This is a genomic window from Allobosea sp. P2_B12 (genome assembly GCF_056404835.1).
Window position 1 is genome coordinate 464,391 of the sequence record NZ_JBFUDG010000002.1, and the last position, 26,994, is coordinate 491,384.

Consider the following 26,994-nt stretch of genomic DNA (forward strand, 5'->3'; position numbering starts at 1 on the left):
GCCCTTGAGAGGCGCCTTCGGATCGTCGGTCGTGCTGTTGGCTTGCGATCAGCCATCGGCCCAGCGCTGCTGCAGCGCCGTGGCCGACATGAGGTCGAAAGAGAGATCCGAAATCTGCCAGAAGCGCGTGCTGTCCTGCTGGAAGGCCCAGAGGTGATCGTAGATCTTCTTGAAGTTCGGATTGGCGGCCGACATCTCGGCGTAGAGATCCTTGGTGTGCTTGTAGCTCGCCTTGAGAATGTCGTTCGGTAGCGGACGCAATTGCGCGCCGCCGGCTATCAGCCGCTTCAGGGCCGGCGGGTTGAGGGCGTCATATTTTGCCTGCATGTCGTGGCCGGCCGCCATGGCGCAGGTCTTCAGCACCTTCTGGTAGATCGGCGGCAGGCTGTTCCACTTCTCCAGATTGATGAAGAAGCTCAGCTCGGCGCAGCCATCCCAGAAGCCGGGGTAGTAGTAGTACGGCGCGACCTTGGCGAAGCCGAGCTTCTCGTCGTCATAGGGGCCGACGAACTCGACCGCGTCGAGGACGCCGCGCTCCAGCGCCGGATAGATGTCGCCGGCGCCGAGCTGCTGCGGCACCACGCCCATCTTCTGCAGCACATTGCCGCCGAGGCCGCCGATCCGCATCTTCAGGCCCTGGAGATCAGCCGCTGACTTGATCTCCTTGCGGAACCAGCCGCCCATCTGCGCGCCGGTGTTGCCGGCGGGCAGGTTGTAGATGTTGAACTTGGCGTAGAACTCGTTGAGCAGTTCGAGCCCGCCGGCGTGGAACAGCCAGGCCTGCATCTGGCGGCTGTTAGGTCCCCACGGAATCACCGTGCCGAAGGCGAAGGCGGTGTCCTTGCCGATGTAGAAGTAAGAGCCGGAATGGCCCATCTCCACCGTGCCGTTGGTCACGGCGTCGGCGACCTGCAGGGCCGGCACGATCTCGCCGGTGGCGAAGACCTGAATTTTGAACTTGCCGTCGGTGACTGCCGACACGGCTTCCGACAGATGAGTGCAGGAGCCGTAGAGCGTGTCGAGCGACTTCGGATAGCTTGAGGCTAGGCGCCAGGTGACCGTGGGCGTGCTCTGGGCGATGGCGGGGGACGCGATGCCGGCGGCGGCGCCGGCGCCGGCACCGGCACCCTTCAGAAAGGATCTGCGCTTCATGGATGTCGTTTCCTGCCCGATTTTTTTGCTTCGCCGTTGTCGGCGTGAGGGCAGCATGGCAGCGCCGGGCATGGGCGACAATGAACGCGGGCGCATGCCGGCATGGCGGCTCGGCGCATCGCGTCGGCGCGGCGTTCAGGAGCGGGCGCGTTCCTCCATTAGCTTGACGACGACGGTCAGCAGGCGGTTGGCCGGTGTCGCAATCCCGAGCTGCGCGCCCATCCTGGCAACATAGCCGTTGAGGTGGTCGATCTCGGTCGTCTTACCGCGCCCGAGGTCGTGGGCGGTGGAGGAGAACTGGTCCGGCATCGTCGAGGCCAACGCGAGCACTTTGTCGAGAATGCTTTCATCGACCTGGATCTTGCTCGCTTTCGCCACGGCGAGGCATTCCGCGACGACGTCGGCCATGCTGGCGAAGACGCCCTCGACCGCGGTCATCCGGCCATAGGGAAGCTGCGGAATGGCCGAGAAGGCGTTGTAGGCGCAGTTGACGATCAGCTTGGTCCAGAGCGCACCGATGACGTTGTCGGAAATCTCCGTGCCGATGCCGGCCTGTCCGAAAGTCTCGGCGATCGTCGCGCTGGAAGGGCCGGGGCCGATGACGAGTTCGCCGCGCCCGTGATGCCTGACATGGCCCGGCTCCGACATTTCGGAGGCGACATAGACCGCGGTCGGGATCACCGGCCGGCCCAGCACCTCCTGCAGGCGCTCGGCATTGTCGACGCCGTTCTGCAAGCTCAGGATCGAGACGCCCGTGGCGAGGTGAGGAGCGATCTCTTGGCCGGCCGAGGACGTGTCACCAGACTTGACGCAGAACAGGATGATCTCTGCATCGGCCACGCCGGAGGGCTGCGTCGTCGCGGTGACCTGGACGGTCTCGGTGAAGGCCCTGGTCTCGAAGACGAGGCCGCGTTCTTTGATCGCCCCAACATGCTGCGGCCGCGTGATCAGCGTCACGGCATGGCCCGCCCTTGCCAGCATGGCGCCGTAATAGCAGCCGACGGCGCCGGCTCCCATGATCGCGATCTTCATCGGTTCGAACCCTGTCTCAGCGAGATTTGGTTTTCTGGCCAGAGATGGTCTCTGCCGAGCTCGGTCGGGTCGGCGCAGCCGAGATGGATGAGCGTGTTCAGGAATTCGGCGCGGAGGATGTCGATGATCGCATCGGGGCCGCGCGCCAGGCCGAGCGCCGCGACTGCAAACAGGAACGGCCGGCCCAGCAGGACGAAGTCTGCCCCAGAGGCGAGACTGCGGGCGATGTCGTCGCCGCTGCGCACGCCGCTATCGAGGATCAGGGTGAGCCGGTCGCCGCAGGCCTCGCGGATCGCCGGCAGGACCTCGATCGAGGAGGGTGCGGAATCGAGCTGGCGGCCGCCATGGTTGGAAACGACGATACCGTCGGCGCCGATGCGCTCGGCCATCACCGCATCCTGCGGGTTGAGGATGCCCTTGATGACGAGGTGATGTGGCCAGGCCTGGCGAATGCGCTCGAGCCGCTTCCAGTCGAGCCCGGCGCTGGAAAGCTGGCGCGAGACGAATTCGGCATGGGCCAGACCGCTCAGCGAGCCCTTGTTCTCGACGAAGTTCGCCATGCCCAGGCGCTCCCCGAACAGGGCGCGCAAGCCCCAAGCGGGGTGCATGGCGACATCAAGCACCGTGCGCAGCGACGGCCGCAGCGGGATGGCGAGGCCGTTGACGAGATCGCGCGGGCGCTTGCCGGGAACGGGAATGTCGATCGTGGCGACGAGGGTCGTGACGCCGGCCTTGAGCGCGCGCTCCATCAAGCTCGCGGCCATGGCCTCGTCGGAGCCCGGATAGAGCTGGAACCAGAGATTGTCCTGCGCGATGGCGGCGATCGTCTCGATCGAGGTCGTCGCGGCCGTGGACAGGACATAGGGGATGTTCTGCGCCTTCGCCGCTGCTGCCAGAGCGCGGTCGGTGCCGGGCCGGACCAGATCGGCAAACCCCATCGGGGCGATGCCGAAGGGGGCGGCGTAGCGGCGGCCGAAGATCGTCACCTCGGAATGGGCGGCGGAGCAATCCCGCAAGGCCTGCGGCATCAAAGCGATCTGCTCGAAGCGGGCACGGTTGCGTGCCACTGCCGTCTCGGAGCCCGCGCCGCCCTCGACGAAATCGAAGATCGCGCGCGGCAGGCGCTTGCGGGCGAGAGCGGCGATCTGGCCTGTCGTGAAGACGCGTCCGGTCGGCACGGCGAAGTCCCCCTCGGCTTTTGCTCGGCCGCTTTTGCCGCGGCCTTGAGGTCCCTTGCCTACAGGCTGATCGGCGATTCCAGAAGCATCGCGGCTGCACAGGCTCCCGGCACGGGAAGCAGGCCGGCAGGTGCTTAGGCCGGCAGATGCTCAGGCGGGTTTCCGCTCGACGAAGACGCAGCCGTCGAAGCTGAAGACCTCGTCGCCGTTCTGGTTCACGCCGGTGTTGTGGTGGAAGAACAGGCCCCATTGCGGGCGCGAGCTTGAGGCGCGCTTGTCCGTCACGGCCGAGTGATAGGTGATGCGGTCGCCGGCGAAGACCGGCTTCGACCAGCGCAGGTTCTTGAAGCCCGGCGAGGGGCCGAGCCGTGGGGCACGACCCTCGCCGAAGGCCGCGAGCTGGCGCCGGCGATGGGTGACCATGGTCGCCATCCAGACGGCGGCCGAATGCCAGCCGGAAGCCGCAAGCCGGCCGAAGGACGAGGCCTTGGCGGCCGCCTCGTCCATATGGAAAGGCTGCGGATCGAAGGAGCGGGCGAAGGTGATGATCTCGTCGGCCGTGAAGACGCAACTGCCGAGCTCGAAGCTCTGGCCGATCTCGATGTCTTCGAAGAAGCGCGCGGGTTCGGTTGGGGTTGTCGGCGGATCGATCGGGCTGGGTGACACGGGCGGCACATAGCGCGGCGGATGGGCGAGCCAGTCGCCCGCAGCCTGCGCGGCACCGGAGCCGCGCCGGCCGAACATGATCCAGTTGACCTGCTCCAGCACCGACTCGCCGCGCTGGTTGACCAACTCGAGCCGGAAACGCACCAGCCCCATGTCGAGCCGCGAGCGCGAGGGCCTGATCTCGATCACGTTGCGGCGGCCATGCAGCACGTCGCCGGGCTGGACGGGCCGCAGCCATTTGACCTCCTCGATGCCGGGCGCGCCCATGCCCGAGGAGGCCAAAAGGAAGCTTTCCGCCATCAACCGCATCAGCAGCGAGCAGCTATGCCAGCCCGAGGCGATCAGCGTGCCGGCGAAGCTCGCCTTCGCCTTGTCGGGATCAACATGGAAATCCTGCGCGTCGAAGCGCGAGGCGAAGGCGATGATGTCCTCCTGCGAGACCGCGATGCTGCCGGTCTCGACCGTCTCGCCGACGATGAAATCCTCGAAATACAGCATCGCGTCGCAGGCCCTGCTCAGTTTGGAGTCTTGGCTCAGTTGGCAAACCGGAAATGCAGGACGTCGCCATCGGCGACGACATATTCCTTGCCTTCGAGCCGGAATTTGCCGGCTTCGCGTGCGCCCGCCTCGCCCTTGTTGGCGATGTAGTCGGGATAGGCGATCGTCTCGGCGCGGATATAGCCCTTCTCGAAATCGCTATGGATCACGCCGGCGGCGGCGGGGCCCTTGGTGCCCTTCTCGATCGTCCAGGCGCGCGCCTCCTTGGGGCCGACCGTGAAGTAGGTGACGAGGTCGAGCAGGGTGTAGCCGGCGCGTATGACGCGGTTGAGGCCGGGCTCCTCGAGGCCGACGGCTTCCAGATAGTCTTTCTGGTCGGCTGCCGGCAGCACCGCGATCTCGCTCTCGATCTTGGCGGAGACGACGACGGCGACGGCGTTCTCCTCGGCGGCGCGCGCCTTGACCATCTGCGAGAAGGCGTTGCCCTTGTCCGCAGCGGCTTCCTCGACATTGCAGACATAGAGCACCGGCTTGGACGAGAGCAGGCCGAGTGTCTCGAAGCTCTTGCGCTCGTCGGCCGCGACCTGGACGAGGCGGGCCGGCTTGCCCTCGCGCAGCAGGACGAGGCAGCGGTTCATCAGGTCGGCCAGTTCCTTGGCGTCCTTGTCGCCGGTCTTGGCCTTCTTCTCCAGCGGCAGCACGCGCTTCTCGAGGCTTTCGAGATCGGCCAGCATCAATTCGGTCTCGATGATCTCGATATCGTTGATTGGCGCGACCTTGCCCTCGACATGGGTGATGTCGCCATCCTCGAAGCAGCGCACGACATGGGCGATGGCGTCGCATTCGCGGATATTGGCGAGGAACTGGTTGCCGAGGCCCTCGCCCTTGGAGGCGCCGCGCACGAGGCCGGCGATGTCGACGAAGGTCAGCCGCGTCGGGATGATCTCCTTCGAGCCGGCGATCCTGGCCAGCTGCTCCAGCCGGTCATCGGGCACCGCGACGTCGCCGACATTCGGCTCGATCGTGCAGAACGGATAATTCGCCGCCTGGGCGGCCGCCGTCTGCGTCAGCGCGTTGAACAGGGTCGACTTGCCGACATTCGGCAGGCCGACGATACCGCATTTGAAACCCATGGTGGTCTTTCAGTCTCGGAGCTTGAAATCGCCGGGAAGAGCGATGAACGGATTGACGATGGTGATGCCGTTTACGACGTGACCGTGCCGCATGTCTTCACTGAGGAAGTGGGAACAACCCAAATTTTGTGCGGCCGCCAGTAGCACGCAATCGAACCATTGATAGCCTGCTGCCTCGCGAATCCGCCAGGCATCGACAAGCGTCTGATGATCGATTGGCGTGTCGCCCCAGATCCTCAAGCCTTCGGCGTCGGCTCTCACGGTGGCAACACCGAGATGCGGAAGCTTACGAAGCGCGGCGTGACAGAATTCGTTGATGACCTGCAGGTTGATCACTGGCGGCTTCGTCTCGACCAGAGCGTTCAGCCAGATTTTCGTGCGCTCCTGCTTTTGCTTCACGCTCGGATCCCGGCTGTAGATCAGCACGTTCGTGTCGAGAAAGAAGGTGCTCGTCATACAATTCCGTCCGGGAAGGAAGTTTGCCGTTTTCGTCCGACAGCGGAAGAGGAGGCCCGGCGAGGAACCTGTCCAGCGCTTCGCGCTGGCTGATCGTTCGACCAACGCGCCGTTCGAGAAGCCCGGCCACGAATTTCGACATGCTTTTGCCGTCCCGAGCCGCCTCGACACGAAGGCGGGCATAAATGTCGTCAGGCAATGTCAATGTCAGATTTTTCACGGCACCGTTCCTCGGGCACCACGATTATCGTGTTTCCGTGTATCCGTGTCAACGTTTCGAGCCGTGCACGGTCACGCGAATGTGCTTGGTGGCAGGCTCGCTGCCAGCGCAGAAAAAGGCATTGCATCACCCTGATCGAACGGACCAAGACCCATGCGTTTCCTGGCCAATGCTCTTCTCGTGCTCGGCGTCACCGTGTCCAGCCTGGCCTCCGCCCAATCCCCCACGACACGCATCCGTGGTGAGGTCGAGACCGCCGAAGGCGGTACGCTGATGATCAGGACGGCCGATGGCGGGTCGGCGAAGGTTGCGCTGGCGTCAGGCTATTCGGTTGGTGGTGTCGTCAAGGCGACGACGGCCGACATCAAGAAGGGCGGCTTCATCGGCGTCGGCGCGCGGCCCCAGCCGGATGGATCGCTGCTGGCGGTGCAGGTCTTCATCTTCCCGGAGGCGATGCGCGGCACGGGCGAGGGACATCGTCCCTGGGGCGTTCTGCCGGATTCGACGATGACGAACGCGACGGTCGCCGAGACCGTCTCGCGCGTCGATGGTGCCAATATCGTGCTGACTTATCCCGGCGGCGAGCAGAAGGTCGCGATCACGCCCGATGCCAACATCATCATGGCGACGCCGGCCGATGCCTCCGAGCTGAAGGCCGGAGCCCAGGTCGCGATGACCGCGACGAAGCAGGCCGATGGCAGCTTCAGCGCGAGCCGGATCACCATCGCCAAGCCGGGCGCGCAGCTTCCTTATTGATCGGGATCCGCTCGGCGGTCATGAGAACCCCGGCCTGATACCCTCCAGCCCTCATCCTGAGGAGCCGCGAAGCGGCGTCTCGAAGGATGCTTCAGGAGGCTCCGGTGCAAGCTCGAGCATCCTTCGAGACGCGCCTGTGGCGCTCCTCAGGATGAGGGCCGGAGGGTGTTCTCGGACGAGTTAATCGCCGGCCTTCTCGCCAAGCCGCTTCACGGCGCCATGGCCGCGGGCATCCATGAACAGGTGGACCTTGTTCTGGAAGCCGGCATCGTCATGGGCCGCCAGCAGCGCGGCATTGTCGGCGCAGGCGGTGCAGAGATCCTCGACCCAGGGCTGCTCGGCCTTGCCGAAATCGCTCAGCACATAGGCGTGGACGAGTTCCTTGAGGCCGGGATGGCCGATGCCCATCCGGACGCGGCGATATTCGTTACCGATCGTGGCGGTCGTCGAGCGCAGGCCGTTATGGCCGGCATTGCCGCCGCCAAGTTTCATCCGGAGCTTGGCGGGAGCGAGGTCGAGTTCGTCATGGAAGACGATCACATCGGCGGGTTCGACCTTGAAGAAGCGCGCCGCCTCGCCGATCGCGCGGCCGGATTCGTTCATATAGGTCTGCGGCTTGAGCAAGACGACCTTCTCGCCGCCGATCGTCGCCTCGCAGGCCTGCCCCTGAAAGCGTGAACGCCAGGGCGAGGCGCGGTGCACCCGTGCGATCTCGTCGAGCGCCATGAAGCCGATATTGTGGCGGTTGCGGGCATAGCGCGTGCCCGGATTGCCGAGGCCGGCGAAGATCAGCATGACGGTCTGGCCTCAAAGCAAGACGGCCGGGAAACCCGGCCGTCCGTATTCTCTCATTCGTATCGATCCGGGGATCAAGCCTTCGGCTTGGCCTCGGCGGCCGGAGCTGCAGCCGCCTCGGCCGGAGCCTCTTCGACTTCCTCGGCCATCGGCGGAACGATGGTGACGATGGTGGCGTCCGCGCCGATCGCGAGCTTGGCGCCCTTGGGCAGCTTGACGGCGCTGGCTTCGAGCGAGCCACCGATCTCCAGGCCCGCAACCGAGACCTCGAAGAATTCCGGGATGAGCTCGGGCTCGACGGTGATCTCGAGCGAATGCTCGACGATCTGCACCGCGCCGCCGTTCTTGACGCCCGGCGAGGCGTCCTGGCCGACGACATGCACGGGAATTTCGACCGTCACGGTCTGGCCTGCGGCGACGCGCAGGAAGTCGACATGGATCGGGAAATCCTTGACCGGGTCGAGCTGGTAGTCGCGCGGGATGACCCGCTGCTTCTTGCCGCCGACATTGATCTCGAACAGCGTGGTCAGGAAATGGCCGCCATAGATCATCAGGCGGGTCTTGTTGGCGTCGAGCGCGATTGCTTCGGGAGCGGCGCCCCCGCCATAGATCACGGCGGGTGTCAGGCCTTGACGACGAACTGCACGGGCGGCCCCCTTGCCGACCTGTGCGCGCGCCGAAGCCTCGATTTGCTTCACGGCGGTCATGGTTTTAGTCCTTGCTTCAAATGACAAGGCCGCCTCAAGGCGGCCTCTTTGCGGTTCAGCGCCCGTGCCTCCAAGGGTGTCAGTCGGGCGCTGGCAGGCTCATAAGCGAAATGCGCCGCGATCTCAACCCCGCAGGTGTTTGGGGTGGGGTAGTTCGATTCCGCTTCCGACCTTCATTCTGGGAGCGAAATACGGCGCGCAAGTTCGGTCTCAAGGTGGTGAAGGCGGCTAAGCCTCAATTTGCGAAGCGAGGATTTGAGTTGAGGTAGGACTTTCAGTTGCATCCTAACTCGCTCGATCTCCTGACGAAGACCATCGTCGTCGTAGGACGCAGGCTCGTTACCTCGGTTTTTTGTCCGCGATCCCATCTGCGGCTCCAAACCGCGCGCAAGTGATATTGCCTCGCGAGACGAATGGCAGCTTACCACCCCCGAGCAGAAATTCGAACTGGTTCAGGACCGGCGTCGCGTGGCTCAGGCGGCGCTCGCCCTCAGATCCGCCCGCGGCAGGGCGCCTGCATCCTGCTTCTGCCCAAAACGCTGCAGCAGCTCCGTGACGATTCCGGCCGGCACGGCAGGAGAGTAGAGGAAGCCCTGGCCGAGGCGGCAGCCCATGGACTGCAGCCATTCCGCCTGTCCTTGGGTCTCGATGCCCTCGGCGATGATCTTCATGCCGAGCCGGTTGGCGATGTTGACCATGGCCTCGACGATGACGCTGCTTTTTGTGCTGCTTTGGGCTGCCGCAATGAAGGAGCGGTCGATCTTGATGATGTCGACCGGGAAATCCAGCAGATGGGTCAGCGAGGCGAAGCCGGTGCCGAAATCGTCCAGCGCCACTGGCATGCCGCGCTGGCGCAGCGCCTCGATCGTGCGGGCGATGCCGTCCTTGCGCCCGCCCATGAAGACCTGCTCGGTGATCTCGATGACGAGATGTTGCGGCGGGACCTCGACCCGCTCGAGCGCCCTGACGACGCGCTGGACCAGATCGCCCTTCTGGAAGTCGGCAGAGGTGACGTTCAGGCCGACATGCTGGAAGTTGACGCCGGCGCGCCGCCAGGCGGCCATGTCGGTTGCGATCGCACCGAGCATCTGCCCGGAAATGCGGTGGGCGACCTTGGGGTCCAGCATGGCCTCCTGGAACTCGCCGGCCGAGGCGACCCGCCCGTCCGGCATGCGCATGCGGGCCAGCGCCTCGAGACCGACGATCTCATCGGTGTCGATGCGGATGACTGGCTGATAATAGGCGGTGATGCGCCCGTCGGTGAGCGCCTCGTCGACGTCGCGCCTGGTTTGGAGACGCCGGGTCATGGAGGTGCGCAGGCCGTCCTTGAAGCGGACATAGCCGCCGCGCCGCGTCTCCTTGGCGTGGTACAGCGCGAAATCGGCGTTCTGGCGCAGCGTGACGCTGTCCTCGCCATCCTCGCCGGCCAGCGCCGCGCCGATGGTGACGCTGGGAACGATGCCGTGCCCGTCATGATCGAGCGGGGCTGCCATCGCCGCCAATATGGCGCCGGCGGTGGTCCGCATCTGGGCCGCCTGGGTGCAGTTCGGCAGCAGGACGGCGAACTCGTCTCCGCCGATCCGGCAGGCCATCCCGTCGCCGATCACGGCGCGGAGCCTCGCGCCGACGGCGGCAATCAAGGCGTCCCCGGCGGCATGCCCCATGGTGTCGTTGATCGCCTTGAGATGGTCGATGTCGATCAGCATCAGGCCGAATTCGAAGGGCGGTACGGCGCTGATGCTGGTGATCGCGTCGTTGAAGCTGACGCGGTTGGGGAGGCCCGTCAGCGTGTCGTAATAGGCGAGCCGGTGATTGCGCGACCGCACCTCCTCATGCTCGATCGCAATGGCGCAGAGATGGACGCAGGTCGCGACGATCTGGCGTTCGAGCTCGTCGGGGCCGCGCTGCCGGTCGTAGTAGAAGGCGAAGCTGCCAACCACGCGTCCGTCGCGGGCCTTGATCGGGCTCGACCAGCAGGCGCACAAGCCAAGCGGCAAAACGAGGTGCTCGAAGCCCTGCCACAGCGGATCGGTGACGATATCCGTGACGCAGACGGGCTCGCCGCGATGGATCGCCGTGCCGCAGGAGCCGACGCGCGGGCCGATGGGGATGCCCGTGAGGGCAGCCGAATAGGTCTCCGGCAGGCTGGGGGCCGCCAGCGCCACAAGCCGGTTCTCGTCGTCGACGGTCACGACCGAGCAGATGACGCCCGGCGTGATCGCCTCCGCCCGCAGGCACAGGCGCTCCATGATCGTGCGCAGAATCTCGCCACGCGCGATTGCCTCCAGAATCTCGTTCTGAAGGGCTTGCAGGCGTTCGGCGGAGCCGCTTTCACGCATCTCGGGACTCTCAATGACGAAGCGGCAAGCTATGTCAGTGGGGCGTGAAATCGCAGTTTCGGAGATGGGTCAAATTGTCCGCAACTGGTGTTGCGGCATCAGGCGGGCGCGAGTCCCAGCCTCTCGTCGCGGCGGCGCAGCAGATGCATCAGCGGCAGCGCCAGCAGCACCATCCAGGCCTTGCCGATGATCTGGCCGGACAGAAAATCGAGGCTGCCGAAGGCGAGCTGCAGGAAGACGATCGAGTCAATCACGAGGCCGACGAGGCTGGAGGCGACGACGGCCGTCACGAAGCGGCGCTTCTGCAGCGGGGTGTAGACGGCGAGATCCGCCAGCTCCGAGAGCAGGAAGGCGGCGACGGAGGCGACGACAATCGCCGGCGGCGCAAGGAAGCCGGAGATCGCGGCGCCGACGACGATCGCGCCGAGGCCTGCGACGGCGCCGAGCCTGCGCTGGACGATGTCGCGCAGCACGAGCGCCAACCCGATCATCAGCACGCCGCTCGGCGCCTTGATGCCGGGCCAGACTGGCACGAGGCAGGGACCATTGGGCACGCAGACGGTGCCGGCATTGCCGATCAGCCAGTTCGCGGCGGGGATGGTCAGGGCGAAGAGGACTAGCGCGACGAGGCCTTCGATCCGGCGCTGGCGGTCGAGAGCGATGGGGTGGTCAGTCATGGGATGGTCCGCTGTCGTCGGGAGATGTCAGGTAGGCGGCATAGCCATGGCTACGCAGCTCGCAAGCCGGGCAGTGGCCGCAGCCATAGCCCCAAGCGTGGCGCATCGAACGCTCGCCGAGATAGCAGCTATGGCTCTCCTCCACCACCAGATCGAGCAGGGGTTGACCACCCAATGCCGTTGCCAGCGCGAAGGTCTGGGCCTTGTCGCGCCACATCAGCGGCGTATGGAGCACAAGCCGGCGGTCGAGCCCGAGGCCCAGCGCGACCTGCATCGCCTTGATCGTATCGTCGCGGCAGTCCGGATAGCCGGAGTAGTCGGTCTCGCAGACACCCAGCACGATGTGCCTGGCATCGCGGCGATAGGCCAGCGCGGCGGCGAAGGTCAGGAAGATCAGGTTGCGGCCGGGCACGAAGGTCGTCGGCAGGCCAGTCTCGGCAAAGGCGATCTCGCTGTCGCGGGTGAGGGCGGTTTCCGAGATCGCGCCGAGCGCCGCCAGATCGATCAGATGGTCAGGGCCGAGCCGTTCCGCATAGAGCGGCGACAGCGCCGGCAGCTTCTCGCGGATGACCTTCCGGCACTCCAGTTCGACACGATGGCGCTGGCCATAGTCGAAGCCGACGGTCTCGACCTCCTCGAAGCGCGCCAGCGCCCAGGCCAGCGCAACGGTCGAATCCTGGCCGCCGGAGAAGAGGACAAGGGCGCGGGAGGTCATGACGGGCGCAGTCCGGCCGTCAGTCGAACAGGCTGGAGACGCTCGATTCGCTGGCCGTGCGCTCGATCGCCTCGCCCATCAGCTGCGCGATCGAGATGACGCGGATGTTGCGCGCCACCTTCACGGCCTCGGTCGGCATGATCGAATCGGTGATCACCAACTCCTTGAGCTTGGAGTTGGCGATGCGTGCCACCGCGCCGCCCGAGAGCACGCCATGGGTGATGTAGGCGTAGACCTCGTGGGCGCCCTGGTCGAGCAGCGCCTCGGCCGCGTTGACCAGCGTGCCGCCGGAATCGACGATGTCGTCGAGCAGGATGCAGGAGCGGCCCTCGACGGAGCCGATGATGTTCATCACCTCGGATTCGCCCGGCCGGTCGCGGCGCTTGTCGACGATGGCGAGCGGCGCGTCGATGCGCTTGGCGAGCGCGCGGGCGCGCACCACGCCGCCGACATCGGGCGAGACGACCATGGCGTTCTTGTAGTCGAGCCGTTCTCTGATATCGCGCGACATCAGCGGCGCGCCGAAGAGGTTGTCGGTGGGGATGTCGAAGAAGCCCTGGATCTGGCCGGCGTGCAGATCGAGCGTCAGGACGCGGTCGACGCCGGCATGGGTGATCAGGTTGGCGACGAGCTTGGCCGAGATCGGCGTGCGGCCCGAGGCGCGCCGGTCCTGCCGGGCATAGCCGAAATAGGGGATCACCGCCGTGATGCGGCGCGCCGAGGAGCGGCGCAGCGCATCGGTGATGATCAGCAGTTCCATCAGGTGGTCGTTGGTCGGGAAGGAGGTCGACTGGATGATGAAGACGTCCTGGCCGCGGACGTTCTCCTGGATCTCGACGAAGACCTCCATGTCGGCGAAGCGCCTGACCGAGGCCTTGGCGAGCGGGATTCCGAGATGGGCGCAGATCGCTTCCGCGAGCGGCCGGTTGGAATTACCGGCAACGACTTTAAACGAAGAAGGCATGCCGTGGCGCACCGTTGAAGCAGGGCTGGGCGGGCCTGCGCGAAGCCGGCTCGGTTCGCAGGGCTCTTAACAGCCGTGTGACGGCGAGTCGACCGCTGCACTGCGAAAGGCGCGTGCAAAACGCACGCGCCCGACACAAGGCATGATAGCGGTCAGATGCAGCGGGTGTGCGCTGCGCCTTGACGCCGCTCAGAGCTTCTTGCTGCCCGAAGCGGTGGCCGTCTTCGCCGCGACGGCATCCTTGGCATTGGCCGGCTTGCCCGCCGTCTTGGTCTTGTCGGCCGGCAGAACCGTTTCCACGGCCGGCGTCGTCACCAGGAAGCTGGCGATCGCATCCATCGATTCGGCTGCCGCTTTGGCGACGATGGTCTGGTCGACGCCGGACCATGGGTCGGAGGTGCCACCGCGCCGACCGAGGCTTTCGCCCTGGACGCGCTGGGCGCGTTTCTTGGTCTCGTCATAGACGTCCCAGACGAAGGCGAGCGAGGTCTGGCCGTCCTCGGTCGGCTGGGCGGTCAGGTATCCGCGAACGCGGAAGCGGGCTGGCTTGTCGCCGGGGACGATCTCCATGCGCCGCTCGGCCGCGGCCTCGCCGAGCAGGCCGGCAAAACGGGTCGTCACCGCATCGGGCGCCCCGGAAATACTCTGCACGGATACCGGCACGCCCGGCGCATCGACGCGCGGACGCGCCGCGGTCGTGGTCTCCTGGCAGCCGGCAAGCGCAAGCGCAACGGCCGGCCCCAGGACGAGGCCGTTCAAACGATTAATCATGACGCCTCCCGCTTGTCTTTGAGCGTACGGGTTGGAGTGTTTTGCGTAGTCCCTGCGCGGTCTTTCTAGGCGTAACGGATCGGAAGGTCCAGATCGTGCCGATTGCGCGCCATCGCCCTGACCTTCGCGGCGATTGCGGGTTGCCGCGTGCTGGCCCATATATCCGGGCGTGCGGGCTCGGGAGGCCCGGTTTCGGAGAGTCCCATGGTCACGACCAGCAGCCGTATCCTCGACGACATCGCCCGTCTCGCCACCGACGCCGCCGGCGCGGCGCAGGGCGTGCGCCGCGAGGTCGAGACCGTGGTGAAGACCCAGATCGAGCGCCTTCTGCGCGATCTCGACGTGGTCACGCGCGAGGAATTCGAGGCCGTGCGCGAAATGGCGCTGCTGGCGCGCGAGGAGAACGACAAGCTCGCGGCACGACTCGCAGCGCTGGAGGCCGGGCAGCCCAAGGCTTGAGCGGGACGGGGCGTGCTGCGCTCACCGCATGCTTTCACCTCCCTCGCTCGACCGCGTGTCCACAGCCATGTGCTGTGGACAGGGCTCCACGGGGATTGAGCCCATACCCGAATCCGTCGAGCGTCACTTCGTGTTGGGAGTGTCACAGCCCCTGCGCTAACGTCGGTGGAGAAATTGATTCGTCGGTCCAACCTCTTAGGGGGAATCGACGGAACGTGGCGCCCGGTTTTCGGCCGGCCGGCACCTGTTGGGTTGCGTTCCCGTCAGCTTTCCCGTCGCCGTGTTCCCATTCTCGAACGCGCCGGACCGCGTCCTGCGGCGCCCGGCAGTTGGACCCAAGGGCATGATGGATCTCGACCTGGACGCCGAGCTTGAGCGGCCTTCCAACCCTCTCGACCTGATCGAACGACTCGCTGCCCTCAACAACTGGACCTTCGACCGCGACAGCGACGACGAATTGTCGGTCGCCGTCACCGGCGGCTGGTCGGACTATCATGTCGCCATCACCTGGCTGACCGAGGTGGAGGCGATCCATATCGCCTGCGCCTTCGACCTCAAGGTGCCGGAACGGCGCCGGGGCGAGGTGCTGCAACTGGTCAGCCTGGTCAACGAGCAGCTCTGGCTCGGCCATTTCGACCTTTGGAGCTCCGAGAACGTGGTGATGTACCGCCATGCGCTCCTGCTGTCGGGCGGGGCGGAGCCGACCGACGAGCAGGCGGCCGCGTTGATCAAGGCGGCGATCGATGCCTGCGAGCGCTATTTCCAGGCCTTCCAGTTCGTCGTCTGGGCTGGGAAGACGGCGAAAGAGGGCCTTGAAGGCGCCATGCTGGAGACGGTCGGCGAGGCTTGATCTGATCGGTTTCGTAAGGCTCGGTCTTGACCCGGGCCTGGACCTGCGCGTCATGGTCGGGCTTGACCCGACCATCTCCAGCCGGAGAGTTTCCGGTCATGAGATTCTCAGGGCGCGAGCCCGAGGATGATGCCTTGTCCCAAAGCCGCGAGAGACGCCCATGACCAGCCCCCTGCCGCAATCGCTCGTGCTCCTCGGTGCCGGCAAGATGGGGGGCGCCATGCTGGAGGGCTGGCTGCGCATCGGCATGAACCCGGCCGGCATCAGCCTGATCGACCCCAAGCCGTCCGACGAGATGGTGACGCTCGCCGCAGAGAAGGGCATGGCGATCAACCCGGATCCGCGTTCGCTCGGGCCCGTCGAGGTGCTGGTGCTGGCGACCAAGCCGCAGACGCTCGACACCGCCGCTCCCGCCGTGCAGGCCTTCATCACGCCGAAGACGCTGCTGATCTCGATCCTCGCCGGCAAGACCCTGGGCGATCTCTCGGCGCGCCTGCCGAATGCGACCGCGATCATCCGTGCCATGCCGAACCTGCCGGCCTCGGTGCAGCGCGGCGCCACTGCGGCGGCGGCGGGGCCGGGCGTGACCGGTGCGCAGCGCGCCATGGCCGATGCCCTTCTCGGCAGCATCGGCAAGGTCGAATGGCTCGACAGCGAGAACCTGATCGATGCCGTCACCGGCGTGTCCGGCTCGGGCCCAGCCTATGTCTTCTATCTGGTCGAGTGTCTGGCCGCCGCGGGCAAGGCGGCGGGCCTGCCCGACGACATCGCCGAGCGGCTGGCGCGGGCGACGATCGAGGGCGCCGGCGAGATGCTCTATCAATCGCCGCTTTCGCCGGCGACATTGCGCCAGAACGTCACCTCGCCCGCGGGCACGACGGCCGCGGGGCTCGAGGTGCTGATGGCCGAAGACGCGCTGAAGCCGCTGATCATCAGGACGGTGGCTGCCGCCAAACGTCGCGCCGGCGAGCTTTCGGGCTGAACGGCCTTCCATAGGCCGCGATCGAGGCCTAGCTTCTTCTGACTGCGTCGCGAAGGAGACATCCCATGGCCCGCACACCGCTTCCACCTGAATCCGCCGCTCCTGAATCCGCTACCGCCCTGCCGCCGGCCGACCCGCGCAAGCAGGTCGTCGAGGCGCTGATGCGGCTCGCGGCGACCCGCCGCTGGGATGAGATCGAACTCGGCGATATCGCCACCGAGGCGGATGTGCCGCTGGCCAAGCTGCGTGGCCTGTTCCCGTCCAAGCTTGCGATGCTGGGCGGCCTGACCCGCATCGTCGACGATGCGGTGCTGGCGGGGAGATCGGATGATTTGGCCGCGGAGCCGGTGCGCGAACGGATGTTCGACCTCGTCATGCGCCGGCTCGATGCGCTGGCGCCTTACAAGGCGGGACTTCGCAAGATCGCGCCCGTGATCCGCCGCGACCCGCTGGCGATGGCCGCGCTCAACCGCGGCGCCGTCAGTTCCTGGCGCTACATGCTGGCCTCGGCCGGCATCGCGACCGAGGATGCGCTGGGCGGCGTGCGGGTACAGGGTGCGGTGCTGCTGATGGCACGCGTCTCGGAGGTCTGGCTCGATGACGATGAGCCCGAGTTGTCGCGGACGATGGCGCGGCTCGACCGCGAGTTGAAGACCGCCGGCGCGATCATGGCGCGCGTCGAGGATGTGCATCGGCTGACGGCACCGTTGCGCGGCCTGGCGCGGGCTCTCTGCTCCGGCAAGCGCCCGCGTGTCCGCCGCCGCGAACGGTCCGATGAGGGCCTGCGCCGCGAGGGCGAGGACTTCGCACCGGCGATCTAGGCCGGAACGGCTCAACCATGGCCGAAATGCGACATCGTTAAGCGACTCTTAGCGATTTGGCCCGACTCTGCGGAATCTTCCATCCCGCAGGGGTTCCGTATGTCCTGGACGAAGAAGCTTGCTACCCTGTCGATCAGCCGCTCCTTCGCGCTGATCGCCATTCTCGCTCTCGTCATCGCGGCCGGTGGCGTCGGGTTCACGCTCCACGTCGCGCATGACGATATGATCCAGCTCAAGCGCGCCGAGATGAAGAATGCGGTCGAGGCTGCCGCTTCAACGGTCAACAGCTATCTGGCGCGTGCGGAAAAGGGCGAGCTGAAGGAGGCCGATGCCAAGAAGATGGCGATCGATGCCATCTCGAATGCCCGCTTCGACAACGGCAACTACTATTTCGTCATCGATTACAACGGCATCAGCGTCTCGCATGCCAACAAGAAGATCGAGACGACGGATATGACGCCGCTGAAAGACGCGACGGGCAAGTTCTTTGTCCAGGACATGATCAAGGTCGCCAAGGGGCCAGGCGCCGGCTTCATCGACTATGGCTGGACCAAGCCGGGCGACAAGGAGCCTTCGCTGAAGATCTCCTATGTCGCCGCCATTCCCAAGTGGCAGTGGACGATCGGCTCGGGCCTTCACGTCCAGGACGTCGATGCCGCCTTCCTGCGGATGATCGGCGACGTCGCCAAGGTGCTGGTGCCGCTCGGGCTGGTCATGTTCGGGCTCGTCTTCTTCCTGAGCCGCCGCGCCTCCGGCATGCTGTCTTCGCTCGCCGGCACCATGAACGGGCTTGCGGCCGGGGATCTGCAGAGCGAGATCAAGCATCAGGACCGGCCCGACCATATCGGCTCGATGGCGCGCGCATTGGTCGTCTTCCGCGACGCGGCCTTGGCCAAGGACGCGATGGAAGCCGATAAGGCGCGCATGGAGCAGGAGGCGGAAGGCCATCGCGATGCGGCCGATGGCCAGCGCCGGCGCAGCGAAGCGGAGAGGGCCGAGCAGGCCCGCGCACAGGAAGAGGTCGTCCATGCGCTCGGGACTGGTCTCGAACGCCTCGCCGAGGGCGACCTGACCTATCGCATCACCGAAAGCTTCGGCTCCGACTACGCCAAGCTCCGCGACGATTTCAACGCCGCGATCGCCAAGCTGCAGGAAACCATGCGGCAGATCGCGACCAACACCGAGAGCATGAAGGCAGGTTCGGTCGAGATCAGCCAGGCGGCCGACGATCTCGCCGGGCGTACCGAACAGCAGGCCGCCTCCGTCGAGGAGACCGCGACGGCGCTCGACGAACTGACCGCGACGGTCCGCCAGACGGCGGAGAGCGCCCGCCTCGCCAGCCAGGCGACGACGCAGGTCAAGTCGGAGGCCGAGCAATCGACCACCATCGTTCGCGACGCCGTGCTCGCCATGGGCGGGATCGAGAAATCGGCCGACGAGATCTCCCAGATCGTCGGCGTGATCGACGAGATCGCCTTCCAGACCAACCTGCTGGCGCTCAACGCCAGCGTCGAGGCGGCGCGCGCCGGCGACGCCGGCAAGGGCTTTGCCGTCGTCGCCTCCGAGGTGCGTGCGCTCGCCCAGCGCTCGGCCGAGGCCGCCAAGGAGATCAAGGGCCTGATCGCAGCCTCGAATGTCGAGGTTGAGAAGGGTGTCACGCTCGTCGGCCAGACCGGCAGCGCGCTGCAACGCATGGCCGAGGAGATCACCCGGGCGACCGCACTCGTCGCCGAGATCGCGGGCGCCGCCCAGGAACAGGCCTCGGGGCTCCAGGAGGTCAATACCGCCGTCGGCGAGATGGACCAGTCGACGCAGCAGAACGCGGCCATGGCCGAGCAGTCGACGGCCGCCGCGCACTCGCTGTCGCAGGAGGCGGACCGACTGTCCGCCCTGGTCGCGCGCTTCCAGCTCGGCGGCGACGTCGCCGGGCTGAAGGCGATTGCGCGGACGATGCAAGCCGCCGTCGCGCCGGCACCGCGTCCGGCGGCCCCGCGTGCCGCTCAGCCGGTCGCGCGCTCAGGCGGTGCAGCGACGGCCCGCAAGGCAGATCCGAGCGCCCATGACAAGGGTTGGGAGGAGTTTTGAGCGCTCCATCCGATCCGGCAGGACAGGCCGGCACGATCGGCTTCGATGATTTCATGAAGGTCGACATCCGTGTCGGCACGATCGTCGAAGCCGCCCCATATCCCGAGGCCCGCAAGCCCGCGATCAAGCTCGTCATCGATTTCGGCGGCACCATTGGGCTGAAGAAGTCCTCGGCGCAGATCACCCGGCACTACCGGCCGGAGGACCTTGCGGGGAAGCAGGTGCTGGCGGTGGTGAACTTCCCGCCGCGCCAGATCGGCAAGTTCATGTCCGAGGTTCTGACGCTGGGCGTGCCCGACGCCGATGGCGAGGTTGTGCTGATCGGCCCGAGCCTGACCGTGCCGGATGGCGGGCGGCTGTTCTGATCAGCGCAACGAGCCGGCGAAGCTGCTGATCGCCTGAACGACGGCGCCCTCGCGGCCGATGAAGCCGTGATAGGCGCGCGCCTGGCAGGCATCACCCGTGGACGAACCACCGTCGATCCAGAGCAAGCGAGCGCGACCGCCGGCTCTCTGCTGGAATGCCTGCGCCGATTCCGGCAGCGTGACGCGACAGCTGTCCTGGCGATGCTGGATGATCAGCATTGGCGGCAATTGCGAGGGGTCGCCGAGGGACGACGACGCAGCGTCGAGCATCGCCGACGCGAAGACGATCCCGTCCGGCCGCTGCGCCAGCGTCCCTGCGACCTTCAATGCGCCCCGGCTCATCGCGACGACGATGACGCGCGGAGCGATCGTGCGCATCAGCTCGACGGCTTTGGCAGCGTCGGCGCCGGCATCGAGCGTGATGCTGGCGATGCCGCTGCGCAGATAGGCGGTGCGGGTCCGCACGATCCAGTTGCCGCTGCGTGCCACGCTGCCGTCGCTGCCGATGCCGATATTGCCATCGCCGCCGGTCAGCAGCACGAGCCCGGCGCGGGCTTTGCCTGCAGGCTTGTTTAGAAGAGCCTTGCCGCCGCCGAAAAAGCCGCCGCCGAGATCGACGACCTCCTCCGAGCGTGCCGGGGCAGTGAGCGCTGCCAAAGCCAACGCGGTGAGCAGACCTAGGGCCGAGATCTTCATGACGCTTCCCCCTGTCGTATTTTTTATCGTTGGGGCGACGCTAGCCCCGGCGCTCGGGGCTGTCCATCGCGGTTGTCCTGCGTCGCTATACCGGCAGCCGCACGGTTGCCCGCAATCCGCCCAGCGGTGAATCGGCCAGGATGATGTCGCCGCCATGGGCGCGGGCGATGTCGCGGGCGATCGCTAACCCGAGCCCCGTGCCGCCGGAATCGACGTTGCGGGCCTCGTCGAGGCGGAAGAAGGGTCGGAAGACGTCCTCGCGTTGCTCGGGTGCGATGCCCGGCCCGTCATCATCGACCATGATGATCAGATAGCGTGCATCATGGGTTGCGCGAATGGCGATGCGGTCGCCGAAGCGGGCGGCGTTGGAGACGAGATTGGTCATCAGCCGGCGGAAGGCGTCGGGCCGGATCACCACCAGCGGGTCGCCGGCCACCGTCAGTTCGGTCTGGTGACCCTGACGCTCGGCGTCGGATTTCAGCTCTTCCAGCAGCGCGCGGATGTCGGTCTCGACCGCCGCCTCGCCGGCGTCGCCGCGCGCGAAGGCGAGATAGTCCTCCAGCATGCGGCTCATCTCGTCGACGTCTTTTTCAAGCGCGTCGATCTCGGACGAGCGCTCCAGGAGCGCTAGCGAGAGCTTGAACCGGGTCAGGATGGTGCGCAGGTCGTGGCTGACGCCGTTCAGCATGGTCGTGCGCTCGCCGACCGCGCGCTCGACCCGGCGCTTCATCTCGATGAAGGCGTTGCCGGCCCGGCGGACCTCGCGCGCGCCGCGCGGCCGGAACTCGGCGTCGCGGCCCTTGCCGAACGCTTCGGCCGCGTCGGCGAGCTTGAGGATCGGGCGGATCTGGTTGCGCAGGAACAGGACCGCAATCGTCAGCAGGATCAGCGAGGTGCCGAGCATCCAGAGCAGGAAGATGTGGCTGTTGCTGGCGTAGGCCGAATTCCGCCGCGTCAGGATGCGCATCACGTTCTTACCGAGCTTGATCCGGATCTCGATCAGGCTGGAGCGGCCGACCGTGTCGAGCCAGAACGGGCGGGCGACTTGGCTGGCGAGTTCGGTCGAGAGCGCGCTGTCGAGCAGGGAGAAGAACGGCCGCGGACCTGGCGGCGGCAGGTCGGAATCGGGGATGATGTCGACATCCATGCCGAGGCGATCGGCGGCGATGCGGGCGAGAATGCTGGCATCGGCATCCTGCGGATAGCTCTCATAGACATCGATCATCATGGCGATGTCGGCCGAGACGGCGGAGGACAGGCGCTGCGTCACGGTCTGCCAGTGCCGCTCCATGAAGACATAGGCGATGACCGACTGCAGCAGCACCACCGGCGCGATGACGATGACCAGCGCGCGCGGATACAGGCCCTTGGGCATGTAGCGGGCGATGATGTGCAACGGCCGACCCGCCCATTTGAGCAGGGGCTTCAGCCGATTGTTGAGGCTCGCGCTCCAGCGAGCGCCGGCCGCGCGCATCCGCGCCATGCCCGCGCCGATGGCTTTCGCCGGGCCCGCGCCACGCCGACCCGGTTGGACCTGCGTCACGTCCGGTCCGTCACGAGGCGGTAGCCGACGCCGCGAACGGTCTGGAGATAGAGCGGATCGGCAGGGTCGCGTTCGATCTTGCGGCGCAGACGGTTCATCTGCACGTCGACGGTGCGGTCATTGGCGGCGGTGCCCTGGGCCGCCAGTTCCTCGCGCGGCACGACCTCGCCGGCGCGCTCGGCCAGCGCGGTCAGGATCTCGCGCTCGCGCTCGGTCAGGCGGATCGGCTCCTCGCCCTTGCGCAATTCGCCGCGCGAGAGCCCGTAGAGGAACGGCCCGAAGCGGACGAAATCGGGCCGCGGGCCGGATTGAGCGGTGTCGACGACGATGGTCCGCTTCAGGATATTGCCCAGCCGCAGCAACAGTTCGCGCGGCTCGAAGGGCTTGGCGAGATAGTCGTCGACGCCGATCTCGAGGCCGTTGATGCGGTCCTTGCCGTCGGCGCGGGCCGTCAGCATCAGGATCGGGACGGTGGAATCGATGCGGAAGCGGCGGGCGAAGTCGAAGCCGTTCTCGCCGGGCATCATGATGTCGAGGACCATGGCGTCGAAGACGAGGCGGGCGAGCTGCAGGTCGGCATCCGCCGCATTGGCGGCCGTGGTCACGCGATAGCCGTTGTCGCCGAGGAAACGCGCCAGCAGGTCGCGCAGGCGGCGATCGTCGTCGACCACGAGGATGTGGGGTGCCTCGTCGGGGAGCGGCTTGCGCGCCGGCTGTGCGGCCATGTGTCTTCCGCCCTTATGTTCCTACGCCGTGACGTCGGTCGTCTTGTGCTCGCGCCTCACCGCGGCGCGGCGAGGAAGCCTAGCACCTTGTGGCGTTCGGCGGGATCGATCAACCCTGCGAGGTAGAGCGCGACCGTTTCCGCCGCTTCCGGCGCGAGGTGCCCCAGCGCCTCGTTGATCCGCTTCGCCTGCAACTGGACGAGGCGCAGCGCCAGATCCTGGCCCGAGCGGGTGGCGTGCAGATGACGCTGGCGCTTGTCCTGGACGCCGGTGCGCTGCTCGACGAAGCCGGTCTCGACCAGCTCCTTCAGCACGCGGTTCAGGCTCTGCTTGGTGATCTTGAGAATGTCGAGAAGTTCGGCGATGGTCAGGCCCGGTCGTCTCAGGACGAAATGCAGGACGCGGTGGTGGGCGCGGCCGAAGCCGTATTCGGCGAGGATCAGATCGGGGCCGCCGACGAAATCGCGGTAGGCGAAGAACAGAAGCTCGATGAGGTCGTAAGGCACGCTTCCGGATACGGCTTCGCCCGGCAAGGCGGGCCCGGTTGCGTCGTCGGGTCGGGGCTGCGTCTGGGCCATCGCATCCGTCCTGAAATTTATGTCAGTGATGTTGACATATCTCAGACGGAAGATTACCGGTCAAGCGCGCTGGACGACGGAATATGTCGCAAGACGATGTTGCAGCGCAGTATAATTTCGGCCCTTTGCCCCTCCCGCCATGGTGACGGTTGCGGGGGCTCCAACGGTTCAACCGGGCCGGACGTGCAAGAGGAGCACTCCCATGTCAGTCATTCCTTTCGACCAGCGCGACGGCGTTATCTGGTTCGACGGCAAGCTCGTGCCATGGAAGGACGCGAAGGTCCACGTACTGACCCATGGGCTGCATTACGGCTCCTGCGTGTTCGAGGGCGAGCGCTCCTATGACGGCGTGATCTACAAGGGCACCGAGCACTCGAAGCGCTTCCACAAGTCCGCCGAGATCATGGATTTCACGATCCCCTGGTCGGTCGCCGAACTCGATGCGGCGAAAGAGCTCTGCCTGAAGGAGAACGGGCTGAAGGACGCCTATATCCGCCCGGTCGCCTGGCGCGGCTCGGAGATGATGGCGGTCTCGGGCATCAACAACACGATCCATACCGCGATCGCGGTCTGGGAGTGGCCGAGCATGTTCGACATGGCGCAGAAGCTGAAGGGTGTGCGCCTCGACGTCGCCGCCTATCGCCGGCCGGACCCGGCCTGCGCGCCGGTTCATGCCAAGGCGGCGGGTCTCTACATGATCTGCTCGCTCTCGAAGCATAAGGCCGAGCGCGCCGGCTATGCCGATGCGATGATGCTGGACTGGGAAGGCAATGTCGCCGAATGCACCGGCGCCAACATCTTCTTCATCAAGGACGGCGTCATCCACACCCCGCAGGCGGACCGCTTCCTCAACGGGCTGACGCGCCAGTCGGTGATCGAGCAGTGCAAGAAGCGTGGCTTCGAGGTGATCGAGCGGCGCATTCGCCCGGAAGAGCTGGAGACCTTCAACGAGTGCTTCATCACCGGCTCGGCCGCCGAGGTGACGCTGGTCTCCGAGATCGGGCCCTACTCCTTCATCACCGGCAATATGGGCAAGGTGATTATGGAGGACTATTCGGACGCGGTGAGGCCGAAGTCGAAGGCGGCGTAAGGCGCATCATCGGGATCGCGGATAGCCCGGCTATTTCGCGGTCCTGACCTCGCTGCGCCAGAGTACGAGCCAGTCGTCGGGGAGCAGTCCCCGGCACTGGCTCATCTCGGCATAGCGCGTTAGCACGAAGGCCCTTCCTGTCCAGGCGTAGTTGCCCATGCTGCCGCAATCGCCGGGGCCGCGGCCCTTTTCGAGGAACTCGATCTGGCCCGTTGCCGGGTCATAGGCCGCGTTGACGAGCATGTTTCCGGGAGCCTTGCCGGGCCGCTGGAAGGCGGGCTTGCGCGCCTTGGCGGTGTCGCTTCCAGGCACGATCCAGAAGCCGGTGGTGTAGTTGTAGGCGCCGCCCCTGCACAAGATCATGACAAGGGTTTCGCCGGGCGCGATCGGCACGGCGCTGTCCATCTCGCGCAGGCTTTCGGTGTCCTCGCAATCCGGCTCGGTCGAGCCGATCCGCTTGCGCAGTGCTGCGGTCAACGCCTTGGCGCGGGGCCGCGGCAGGGCAGGGAGCGTAGTGGTGGCAACCGGCACAACGACCGGCAGCGGCGGGATGGCAGCAGTTTTGGCCAGGGTGATTCCTTTGCGGATCAGGGCTGTCGGCGTGCCCAGCCGCCCCTGCTGCGCGTCGAGCCAGAGCAGCGCCGCGACCGCGCCGGAAAGCGAGATCTCGTAGCGCTCGCCCAGCATGCTCGCCTCGATCTTGGTCGCCTTGCGCGCCGACTCGATCAGCGCCTCCGCCTCTTTCGCGGGAAAGCGGATGCGCGCCGTTTCGAGATCGACGATCTCGGCGGGCGGCAGCCGCTCGGCGCCGGGCAGGGGCTGGCCGTCGAGGGTCAGTGTGACAACCGGCGGCGGTGCCTTCAGCGTGTCGGCCTTGAGGACGAGCGCAAGGACGGGCGGGCTTGTGGCGCCGGACGCGCGTTCCAGTATCAGGCTCGCGCCGAAGCTCGCGGTGTCGTCGGGCAGAGAGCGGGCGACGCAGCGGCCGAGATTGTCGCAGCCCGCGATCCATTCGCGAAAGACCTTCGCCTGCGGCTCGGCCGCGATGGCGCCTTGTGAGAAGAGCGAGACCAGCCCTGCGAGGGCGGCGTAGGTGAGGTTCCCAATCGTCCCGTGTCCCGGCATCGGTTCCCCTCGCGGTCTCGCGCCTCGCTGGCCGCAGCCGCGCTACTTCGCCACTTTCACGTCACTGCGGAACAGCGAGACCCATTCGTCCGGCGGCAGGCCGGCGCAGGGCCTCATCGCGGTCAGGCGCGTGCGGACGAAGCCGGTGCCCGTCCAGGCATAGCTGCCGGCGCTGCCGCAATCGCCGATACCGCGATCCTTCAGGAAGAAATCGACGTCTCCCGCCTCGGGGTCGTATTCGGAATTGACCAGCACATTGTCGCGCTGGCCGGGAAAGACGACCGGTTTGGCGCTGGCGGCAGTCGGTCCGGTGGCGATCCAGTAGGCTCGCGTGACGTTGTAGGCACCGCCATGGCAATACATGCCGATCAGCACGCGCTTGCCGTCGAGCGGCCAGACCTTGTCGTTGCCGACGCGCACCTCTCGATCCTTCTCGCAGAGATCGGAGGCGGGCGCATCGAGCTGGCGGCGGATGGCGTCGATCAGCGTCTTGGCAGTTTTTGCGTCCGGCGCCGCCAGGGCGTTGGTGGCGCGGGCCGTGATCACGGGCAGGACGGCCGGCGCCGGGACGCGCGAGGCCGGTGCCTCGCCCTTGCGGATCAGGGCGGTGACCGTGCCGATCCGCCCCTGCTGCTCGTCGAGCCAGAGCAGGGCTGCGACCGCACCCGCAAGCGACAGGGTATAGGTTGCGCCGGGCCGCTTGATCTCCAGCTTGGTCGACTTGCGCGCCGCTGCGATCAGGGCCTCGGCATCGGCGGTCGCCAGTTCGAGATCGCCGACCTCACCGTCGGATGAGGCGGAAGCCGCGAGCCTGCCCGCAGCGGGTGCGAAAGGCGCGCCGTCGAGGCTGAGATCGATCGGAAACTCCTTCGGCAGCTTCTTGTCGCGGATGTTGAGCGTCAGCTTCGCCGCGGCCGCAGCGGTGCCGGTGCGTTCGAGCCTGAGATAGGCGATGCTGTCGCTGATATCGCCGGGCATCGAGAGCGCGGTGCATTGCCGGAGATTGTCGCAACCCGCGACCCAGTCTCGGAAGACCTTGGTGCTCAGATCCGCGGCGTGGCCACCAGCCGGTAGTGTGAGAAGCCCGCCGATCAGGGCCAATGACAATCGGTTCAGGTACCCGTGTTCCATCGTTCCACTGCTTCGTCGTCGCTGGCCTTCGCCTCGACCCAGCCGCCGATGGTGCCGTCAGAGAGGTGTTCGCGCTTCCAGAACGGGGCGCGGGTCTTGAGGTAGTCCATCATGAAATCGGCGGCTTCGAAAGCAGCGCGGCGATGGGCGGAGGTTGCGATCACCAGAACGATCTGTTCGCCTGGTTTCACCAACCCATAACGATGGATCGCGAGAAGCCCCATCAACGGCCAGCGCGCGGTGGCTTCCGCGGCAACGCGGGCGATCTCCGCCTCAGCCATGCCGGGGTAGTGCTCCAGTTCGAGCGCGGCCAGCGTTCCGCCCTCGTCGCGGCAGAGCCCTGTGAAGCTGACGACGGCGCCGATGTCGCGGCGGTCGGCCGAGAGCGCCGCGATCTCGGTGGTGAGGTCGAAATCCTCGCGCTGGATGCGGATTGTCGGGGTCAACGTCGTTGCTCCCATCGCGCCGTCATCCCGGACGCAGCA

The 26,994-nt window shown here is 66.4% G+C and carries 28 protein-coding genes and 1 pseudogene; 8 read left to right on the forward strand and 21 right to left on the reverse strand.

The window, feature by feature from the left end; all coding sequences use genetic code 11:
• Positions 1-48: 48 nt before the first annotated feature.
• From AC1DYU_RS07415 to AC1DYU_RS07445, 7 genes and pseudogenes are all read right to left on the reverse strand, one after another.
• Positions 49-1,152: a TRAP transporter substrate-binding protein gene (locus tag AC1DYU_RS07415; protein ID WP_476791068.1), complete on the reverse strand. Its 1,104-nt coding sequence runs from the start codon at positions 1,150-1,152 to the stop codon at positions 49-51.
• Positions 1,153-1,287: 135 nt separating this feature from the next.
• Complete coding sequence (locus tag AC1DYU_RS07420) at positions 1,288-2,184, reverse strand: ketopantoate reductase family protein (protein WP_476791069.1); 897 nt, start codon at positions 2,182-2,184, stop codon at positions 1,288-1,290.
• Complete coding sequence (locus AC1DYU_RS07425; RefSeq protein ID WP_476791070.1) at positions 2,181-3,362, reverse strand: alpha-hydroxy acid oxidase; 1,182 nt, start codon at positions 3,360-3,362, stop codon at positions 2,181-2,183. The genes AC1DYU_RS07420 and AC1DYU_RS07425 overlap by 4 nt, the downstream gene beginning before the upstream one ends.
• A gap of 150 nt (positions 3,363-3,512) precedes the next feature.
• Complete coding sequence (locus AC1DYU_RS07430; RefSeq protein ID WP_476791071.1) at positions 3,513-4,526, reverse strand: MaoC family dehydratase; 1,014 nt, start codon at positions 4,524-4,526, stop codon at positions 3,513-3,515.
• A gap of 35 nt (positions 4,527-4,561) precedes the next feature.
• Positions 4,562-5,659, reverse strand: a complete 1,098-nt coding sequence (ychF, locus tag AC1DYU_RS07435; protein WP_476791072.1) for a redox-regulated ATPase YchF — start codon at positions 5,657-5,659, stop codon at positions 4,562-4,564.
• A 9-nt stretch (positions 5,660-5,668) separates the two neighbouring features.
• Entirely contained in the window at positions 5,669-6,115 is a 447-nt protein-coding gene (locus AC1DYU_RS07440; protein WP_158484011.1) for a PIN domain-containing protein, read from the reverse strand.
• Between the two features lie 121 nt (positions 6,116-6,236).
• Positions 6,237-6,335 (reverse strand): annotated as a pseudogene (locus AC1DYU_RS07445) (ribbon-helix-helix domain-containing protein); the annotation flags it as partial.
• A gap of 153 nt (positions 6,336-6,488) precedes the next feature.
• Between AC1DYU_RS07445 and AC1DYU_RS07450 the strand changes: the two are divergent.
• Positions 6,489-7,091: a DUF5666 domain-containing protein gene (locus tag AC1DYU_RS07450; RefSeq protein WP_158484010.1), complete on the forward strand. Its 603-nt coding sequence runs from the start codon at positions 6,489-6,491 to the stop codon at positions 7,089-7,091.
• A gap of 180 nt (positions 7,092-7,271) precedes the next feature.
• On the opposite strand, the gene pth is transcribed toward AC1DYU_RS07450, so the two are convergent.
• The 7 genes from pth to AC1DYU_RS07485 form a co-directional block, all read right to left on the reverse strand.
• On the reverse strand, positions 7,272-7,886 hold the full coding sequence (gene pth, locus AC1DYU_RS07455; protein ID WP_476791073.1) for an aminoacyl-tRNA hydrolase: 615 nt from the start codon (positions 7,884-7,886) through the stop codon (positions 7,272-7,274).
• Between the two features lie 74 nt (positions 7,887-7,960).
• Positions 7,961-8,593 carry a 50S ribosomal protein L25/general stress protein Ctc gene (locus tag AC1DYU_RS07460; RefSeq protein ID WP_476791074.1) on the reverse strand — a complete coding sequence of 211 codons (633 nt, stop codon included), beginning with the start codon at positions 8,591-8,593 and terminating at the stop codon, positions 7,961-7,963.
• Between the two features lie 473 nt (positions 8,594-9,066).
• A complete protein-coding gene (locus tag AC1DYU_RS07465) occupies positions 9,067-10,932 on the reverse strand; it encodes a putative bifunctional diguanylate cyclase/phosphodiesterase (protein WP_476791075.1) in 1,866 nt (621 codons plus the stop codon).
• A 98-nt stretch (positions 10,933-11,030) separates the two neighbouring features.
• A complete protein-coding gene (locus AC1DYU_RS07470) occupies positions 11,031-11,609 on the reverse strand; it encodes a VUT family protein (RefSeq protein WP_476791076.1) in 579 nt (192 codons plus the stop codon).
• Entirely contained in the window at positions 11,602-12,324 is a 723-nt protein-coding gene (gene queC / locus AC1DYU_RS07475) for a 7-cyano-7-deazaguanine synthase QueC (protein WP_476791077.1), read from the reverse strand. The genes AC1DYU_RS07470 and queC overlap by 8 nt, the downstream gene beginning before the upstream one ends.
• Before the next feature lie 19 nt (positions 12,325-12,343).
• Positions 12,344-13,288 carry a ribose-phosphate pyrophosphokinase gene (locus tag AC1DYU_RS07480; protein ID WP_158484004.1) on the reverse strand — a complete coding sequence of 315 codons (945 nt, stop codon included), beginning with the start codon at positions 13,286-13,288 and terminating at the stop codon, positions 12,344-12,346.
• Between the two features lie 189 nt (positions 13,289-13,477).
• Positions 13,478-14,059 (reverse strand): hypothetical protein, encoded by a 582-nt coding sequence (locus tag AC1DYU_RS07485; protein ID WP_476791078.1) that lies wholly within the window; start codon positions 14,057-14,059, stop codon positions 13,478-13,480.
• Between the two features lie 204 nt (positions 14,060-14,263).
• On the opposite strand from AC1DYU_RS07485, the gene AC1DYU_RS07490 reads away from it, so the two are divergent.
• From AC1DYU_RS07490 to AC1DYU_RS07515, 6 genes are all read left to right on the forward strand, one after another.
• The gene (locus tag AC1DYU_RS07490; RefSeq protein WP_476791079.1) at positions 14,264-14,518 is read left to right on the forward strand and encodes an accessory factor UbiK family protein; all 255 of its coding nucleotides are present in this window, start codon (positions 14,264-14,266) and stop codon (positions 14,516-14,518) included.
• Positions 14,519-14,861: 343 nt separating this feature from the next.
• On the forward strand, positions 14,862-15,368 hold the full coding sequence (locus tag AC1DYU_RS07495; RefSeq protein WP_158484002.1) for a YbjN domain-containing protein: 507 nt from the start codon (positions 14,862-14,864) through the stop codon (positions 15,366-15,368).
• 160 nt (positions 15,369-15,528) lie between these two features.
• Entirely contained in the window at positions 15,529-16,350 is an 822-nt protein-coding gene (proC, locus tag AC1DYU_RS07500; RefSeq protein ID WP_158484001.1) for a pyrroline-5-carboxylate reductase, read from the forward strand.
• Between the two features lie 65 nt (positions 16,351-16,415).
• Positions 16,416-17,171, forward strand: coding sequence for a TetR/AcrR family transcriptional regulator (locus tag AC1DYU_RS07505; protein WP_476791080.1), 756 nt, complete (start codon positions 16,416-16,418; stop codon positions 17,169-17,171).
• Between the two features lie 99 nt (positions 17,172-17,270).
• Positions 17,271-19,256: a methyl-accepting chemotaxis protein gene (locus tag AC1DYU_RS07510; RefSeq protein ID WP_476791081.1), complete on the forward strand. Its 1,986-nt coding sequence runs from the start codon at positions 17,271-17,273 to the stop codon at positions 19,254-19,256.
• Positions 19,253-19,621 carry a tRNA-binding protein gene (locus AC1DYU_RS07515; protein ID WP_476791082.1) on the forward strand — a complete coding sequence of 123 codons (369 nt, stop codon included), beginning with the start codon at positions 19,253-19,255 and terminating at the stop codon, positions 19,619-19,621. The genes AC1DYU_RS07510 and AC1DYU_RS07515 overlap by 4 nt, the downstream gene beginning before the upstream one ends.
• Here the strand turns inward: AC1DYU_RS07515 and AC1DYU_RS07520 are convergent, their stop codons facing one another.
• The 4 genes from AC1DYU_RS07520 to AC1DYU_RS07535 all read right to left on the reverse strand — a co-directional run bounded on the left by AC1DYU_RS07520 (position 19,622) and on the right by AC1DYU_RS07535 (position 23,163).
• Complete coding sequence (locus tag AC1DYU_RS07520) at positions 19,622-20,317, reverse strand: alpha/beta hydrolase (protein ID WP_476791083.1); 696 nt, start codon at positions 20,315-20,317, stop codon at positions 19,622-19,624. It abuts the gene before it with no gap.
• Between the two features lie 85 nt (positions 20,318-20,402).
• Positions 20,403-21,791 (reverse strand): ATP-binding protein, encoded by a 1,389-nt coding sequence (locus AC1DYU_RS07525; protein ID WP_158484351.1) that lies wholly within the window; start codon positions 21,789-21,791, stop codon positions 20,403-20,405.
• Between the two features lie 65 nt (positions 21,792-21,856).
• On the reverse strand, positions 21,857-22,585 hold the full coding sequence (locus tag AC1DYU_RS07530; protein WP_158483998.1) for a response regulator transcription factor: 729 nt from the start codon (positions 22,583-22,585) through the stop codon (positions 21,857-21,859).
• Positions 22,586-22,641: 56 nt separating this feature from the next.
• Positions 22,642-23,163, reverse strand: coding sequence for a MarR family winged helix-turn-helix transcriptional regulator (locus AC1DYU_RS07535; protein ID WP_476791084.1), 522 nt, complete (start codon positions 23,161-23,163; stop codon positions 22,642-22,644).
• Between the two features lie 202 nt (positions 23,164-23,365).
• Between AC1DYU_RS07535 and AC1DYU_RS07540 the strand changes: the two genes are divergently transcribed.
• A complete protein-coding gene (locus AC1DYU_RS07540; protein ID WP_476791085.1) occupies positions 23,366-24,253 on the forward strand; it encodes a branched-chain amino acid aminotransferase in 888 nt (295 codons plus the stop codon).
• Positions 24,254-24,283: 30 nt separating this feature from the next.
• Here AC1DYU_RS07540 and AC1DYU_RS07545 read toward each other — a convergent pair whose 3' ends face one another.
• The 3 genes from AC1DYU_RS07545 to AC1DYU_RS07555 are packed head-to-tail and all read right to left on the reverse strand — an operon-like array spanning position 24,284 to position 26,970.
• Positions 24,284-25,378, reverse strand: coding sequence for a DUF1176 domain-containing protein (locus AC1DYU_RS07545; RefSeq protein ID WP_476791086.1), 1,095 nt, complete (start codon positions 25,376-25,378; stop codon positions 24,284-24,286).
• A gap of 42 nt (positions 25,379-25,420) precedes the next feature.
• A complete protein-coding gene (locus tag AC1DYU_RS07550) occupies positions 25,421-26,509 on the reverse strand; it encodes a DUF1176 domain-containing protein (protein ID WP_476791087.1) in 1,089 nt (362 codons plus the stop codon).
• A complete protein-coding gene (locus tag AC1DYU_RS07555; RefSeq protein ID WP_476791088.1) occupies positions 26,491-26,970 on the reverse strand; it encodes a molybdenum cofactor biosynthesis protein MoaE in 480 nt (159 codons plus the stop codon). The genes AC1DYU_RS07550 and AC1DYU_RS07555 overlap by 19 nt, the downstream gene beginning before the upstream one ends.
• Between the last annotated feature and the right edge of the window lie 24 nt (positions 26,971-26,994).

Coding starts and splice junctions, on each gene's coding strand:
- AC1DYU_RS07520 (WP_476791083.1), bottom strand. CDS start 20,317: ATGAAGATCTCGGCCCTAGGTCTGCTCACCGCGTTGGCTTTGGCAGCG.
- AC1DYU_RS07415 (WP_476791068.1), bottom strand. CDS start 1,152: ATGAAGCGCAGATCCTTTCTGAAGGGTGCCGGTGCCGGCGCCGGCGCC.
- AC1DYU_RS07460 (WP_476791074.1), bottom strand. CDS start 8,593: ATGACCGCCGTGAAGCAAATCGAGGCTTCGGCGCGCGCACAGGTCGGC.
- proC (WP_158484001.1), top strand. CDS start 15,529: ATGACCAGCCCCCTGCCGCAATCGCTCGTGCTCCTCGGTGCCGGCAAG.
- ychF (WP_476791072.1), bottom strand. CDS start 5,659: ATGGGTTTCAAATGCGGTATCGTCGGCCTGCCGAATGTCGGCAAGTCG.
- AC1DYU_RS07510 (WP_476791081.1), top strand. CDS start 17,271: ATGTCCTGGACGAAGAAGCTTGCTACCCTGTCGATCAGCCGCTCCTTC.
- AC1DYU_RS07540 (WP_476791085.1), top strand. CDS start 23,366: ATGTCAGTCATTCCTTTCGACCAGCGCGACGGCGTTATCTGGTTCGAC.
- AC1DYU_RS07525 (WP_158484351.1), bottom strand. CDS start 21,791: ATGCGCGCGGCCGGCGCTCGCTGGAGCGCGAGCCTCAACAATCGGCTG.
- AC1DYU_RS07420 (WP_476791069.1), bottom strand. CDS start 2,184: ATGAAGATCGCGATCATGGGAGCCGGCGCCGTCGGCTGCTATTACGGC.
- AC1DYU_RS07450 (WP_158484010.1), top strand. CDS start 6,489: ATGCGTTTCCTGGCCAATGCTCTTCTCGTGCTCGGCGTCACCGTGTCC.
- AC1DYU_RS07440 (WP_158484011.1), bottom strand. CDS start 6,115: ATGACGAGCACCTTCTTTCTCGACACGAACGTGCTGATCTACAGCCGG.
- AC1DYU_RS07490 (WP_476791079.1), top strand. CDS start 14,264: ATGGTCACGACCAGCAGCCGTATCCTCGACGACATCGCCCGTCTCGCC.
- AC1DYU_RS07480 (WP_158484004.1), bottom strand. CDS start 13,288: ATGCCTTCTTCGTTTAAAGTCGTTGCCGGTAATTCCAACCGGCCGCTC.
- AC1DYU_RS07470 (WP_476791076.1), bottom strand. CDS start 11,609: ATGACTGACCACCCCATCGCTCTCGACCGCCAGCGCCGGATCGAAGGC.
- AC1DYU_RS07465 (WP_476791075.1), bottom strand. CDS start 10,932: ATGCGTGAAAGCGGCTCCGCCGAACGCCTGCAAGCCCTTCAGAACGAG.
- AC1DYU_RS07535 (WP_476791084.1), bottom strand. CDS start 23,163: ATGGCCCAGACGCAGCCCCGACCCGACGACGCAACCGGGCCCGCCTTG.
- AC1DYU_RS07545 (WP_476791086.1), bottom strand. CDS start 25,378: ATGCCGGGACACGGGACGATTGGGAACCTCACCTACGCCGCCCTCGCA.
- pth (WP_476791073.1), bottom strand. CDS start 7,886: ATGCTGATCTTCGCCGGCCTCGGCAATCCGGGCACGCGCTATGCCCGC.
- AC1DYU_RS07485 (WP_476791078.1), bottom strand. CDS start 14,059: ATGATTAATCGTTTGAACGGCCTCGTCCTGGGGCCGGCCGTTGCGCTT.
- AC1DYU_RS07505 (WP_476791080.1), top strand. CDS start 16,416: ATGGCCCGCACACCGCTTCCACCTGAATCCGCCGCTCCTGAATCCGCT.
- AC1DYU_RS07495 (WP_158484002.1), top strand. CDS start 14,862: ATGATGGATCTCGACCTGGACGCCGAGCTTGAGCGGCCTTCCAACCCT.
- AC1DYU_RS07430 (WP_476791071.1), bottom strand. CDS start 4,526: ATGCTGTATTTCGAGGATTTCATCGTCGGCGAGACGGTCGAGACCGGC.
- AC1DYU_RS07530 (WP_158483998.1), bottom strand. CDS start 22,585: ATGGCCGCACAGCCGGCGCGCAAGCCGCTCCCCGACGAGGCACCCCAC.
- queC (WP_476791077.1), bottom strand. CDS start 12,324: ATGACCTCCCGCGCCCTTGTCCTCTTCTCCGGCGGCCAGGATTCGACC.
- AC1DYU_RS07555 (WP_476791088.1), bottom strand. CDS start 26,970: ATGGGAGCAACGACGTTGACCCCGACAATCCGCATCCAGCGCGAGGAT.
- AC1DYU_RS07550 (WP_476791087.1), bottom strand. CDS start 26,509: ATGGAACACGGGTACCTGAACCGATTGTCATTGGCCCTGATCGGCGGG.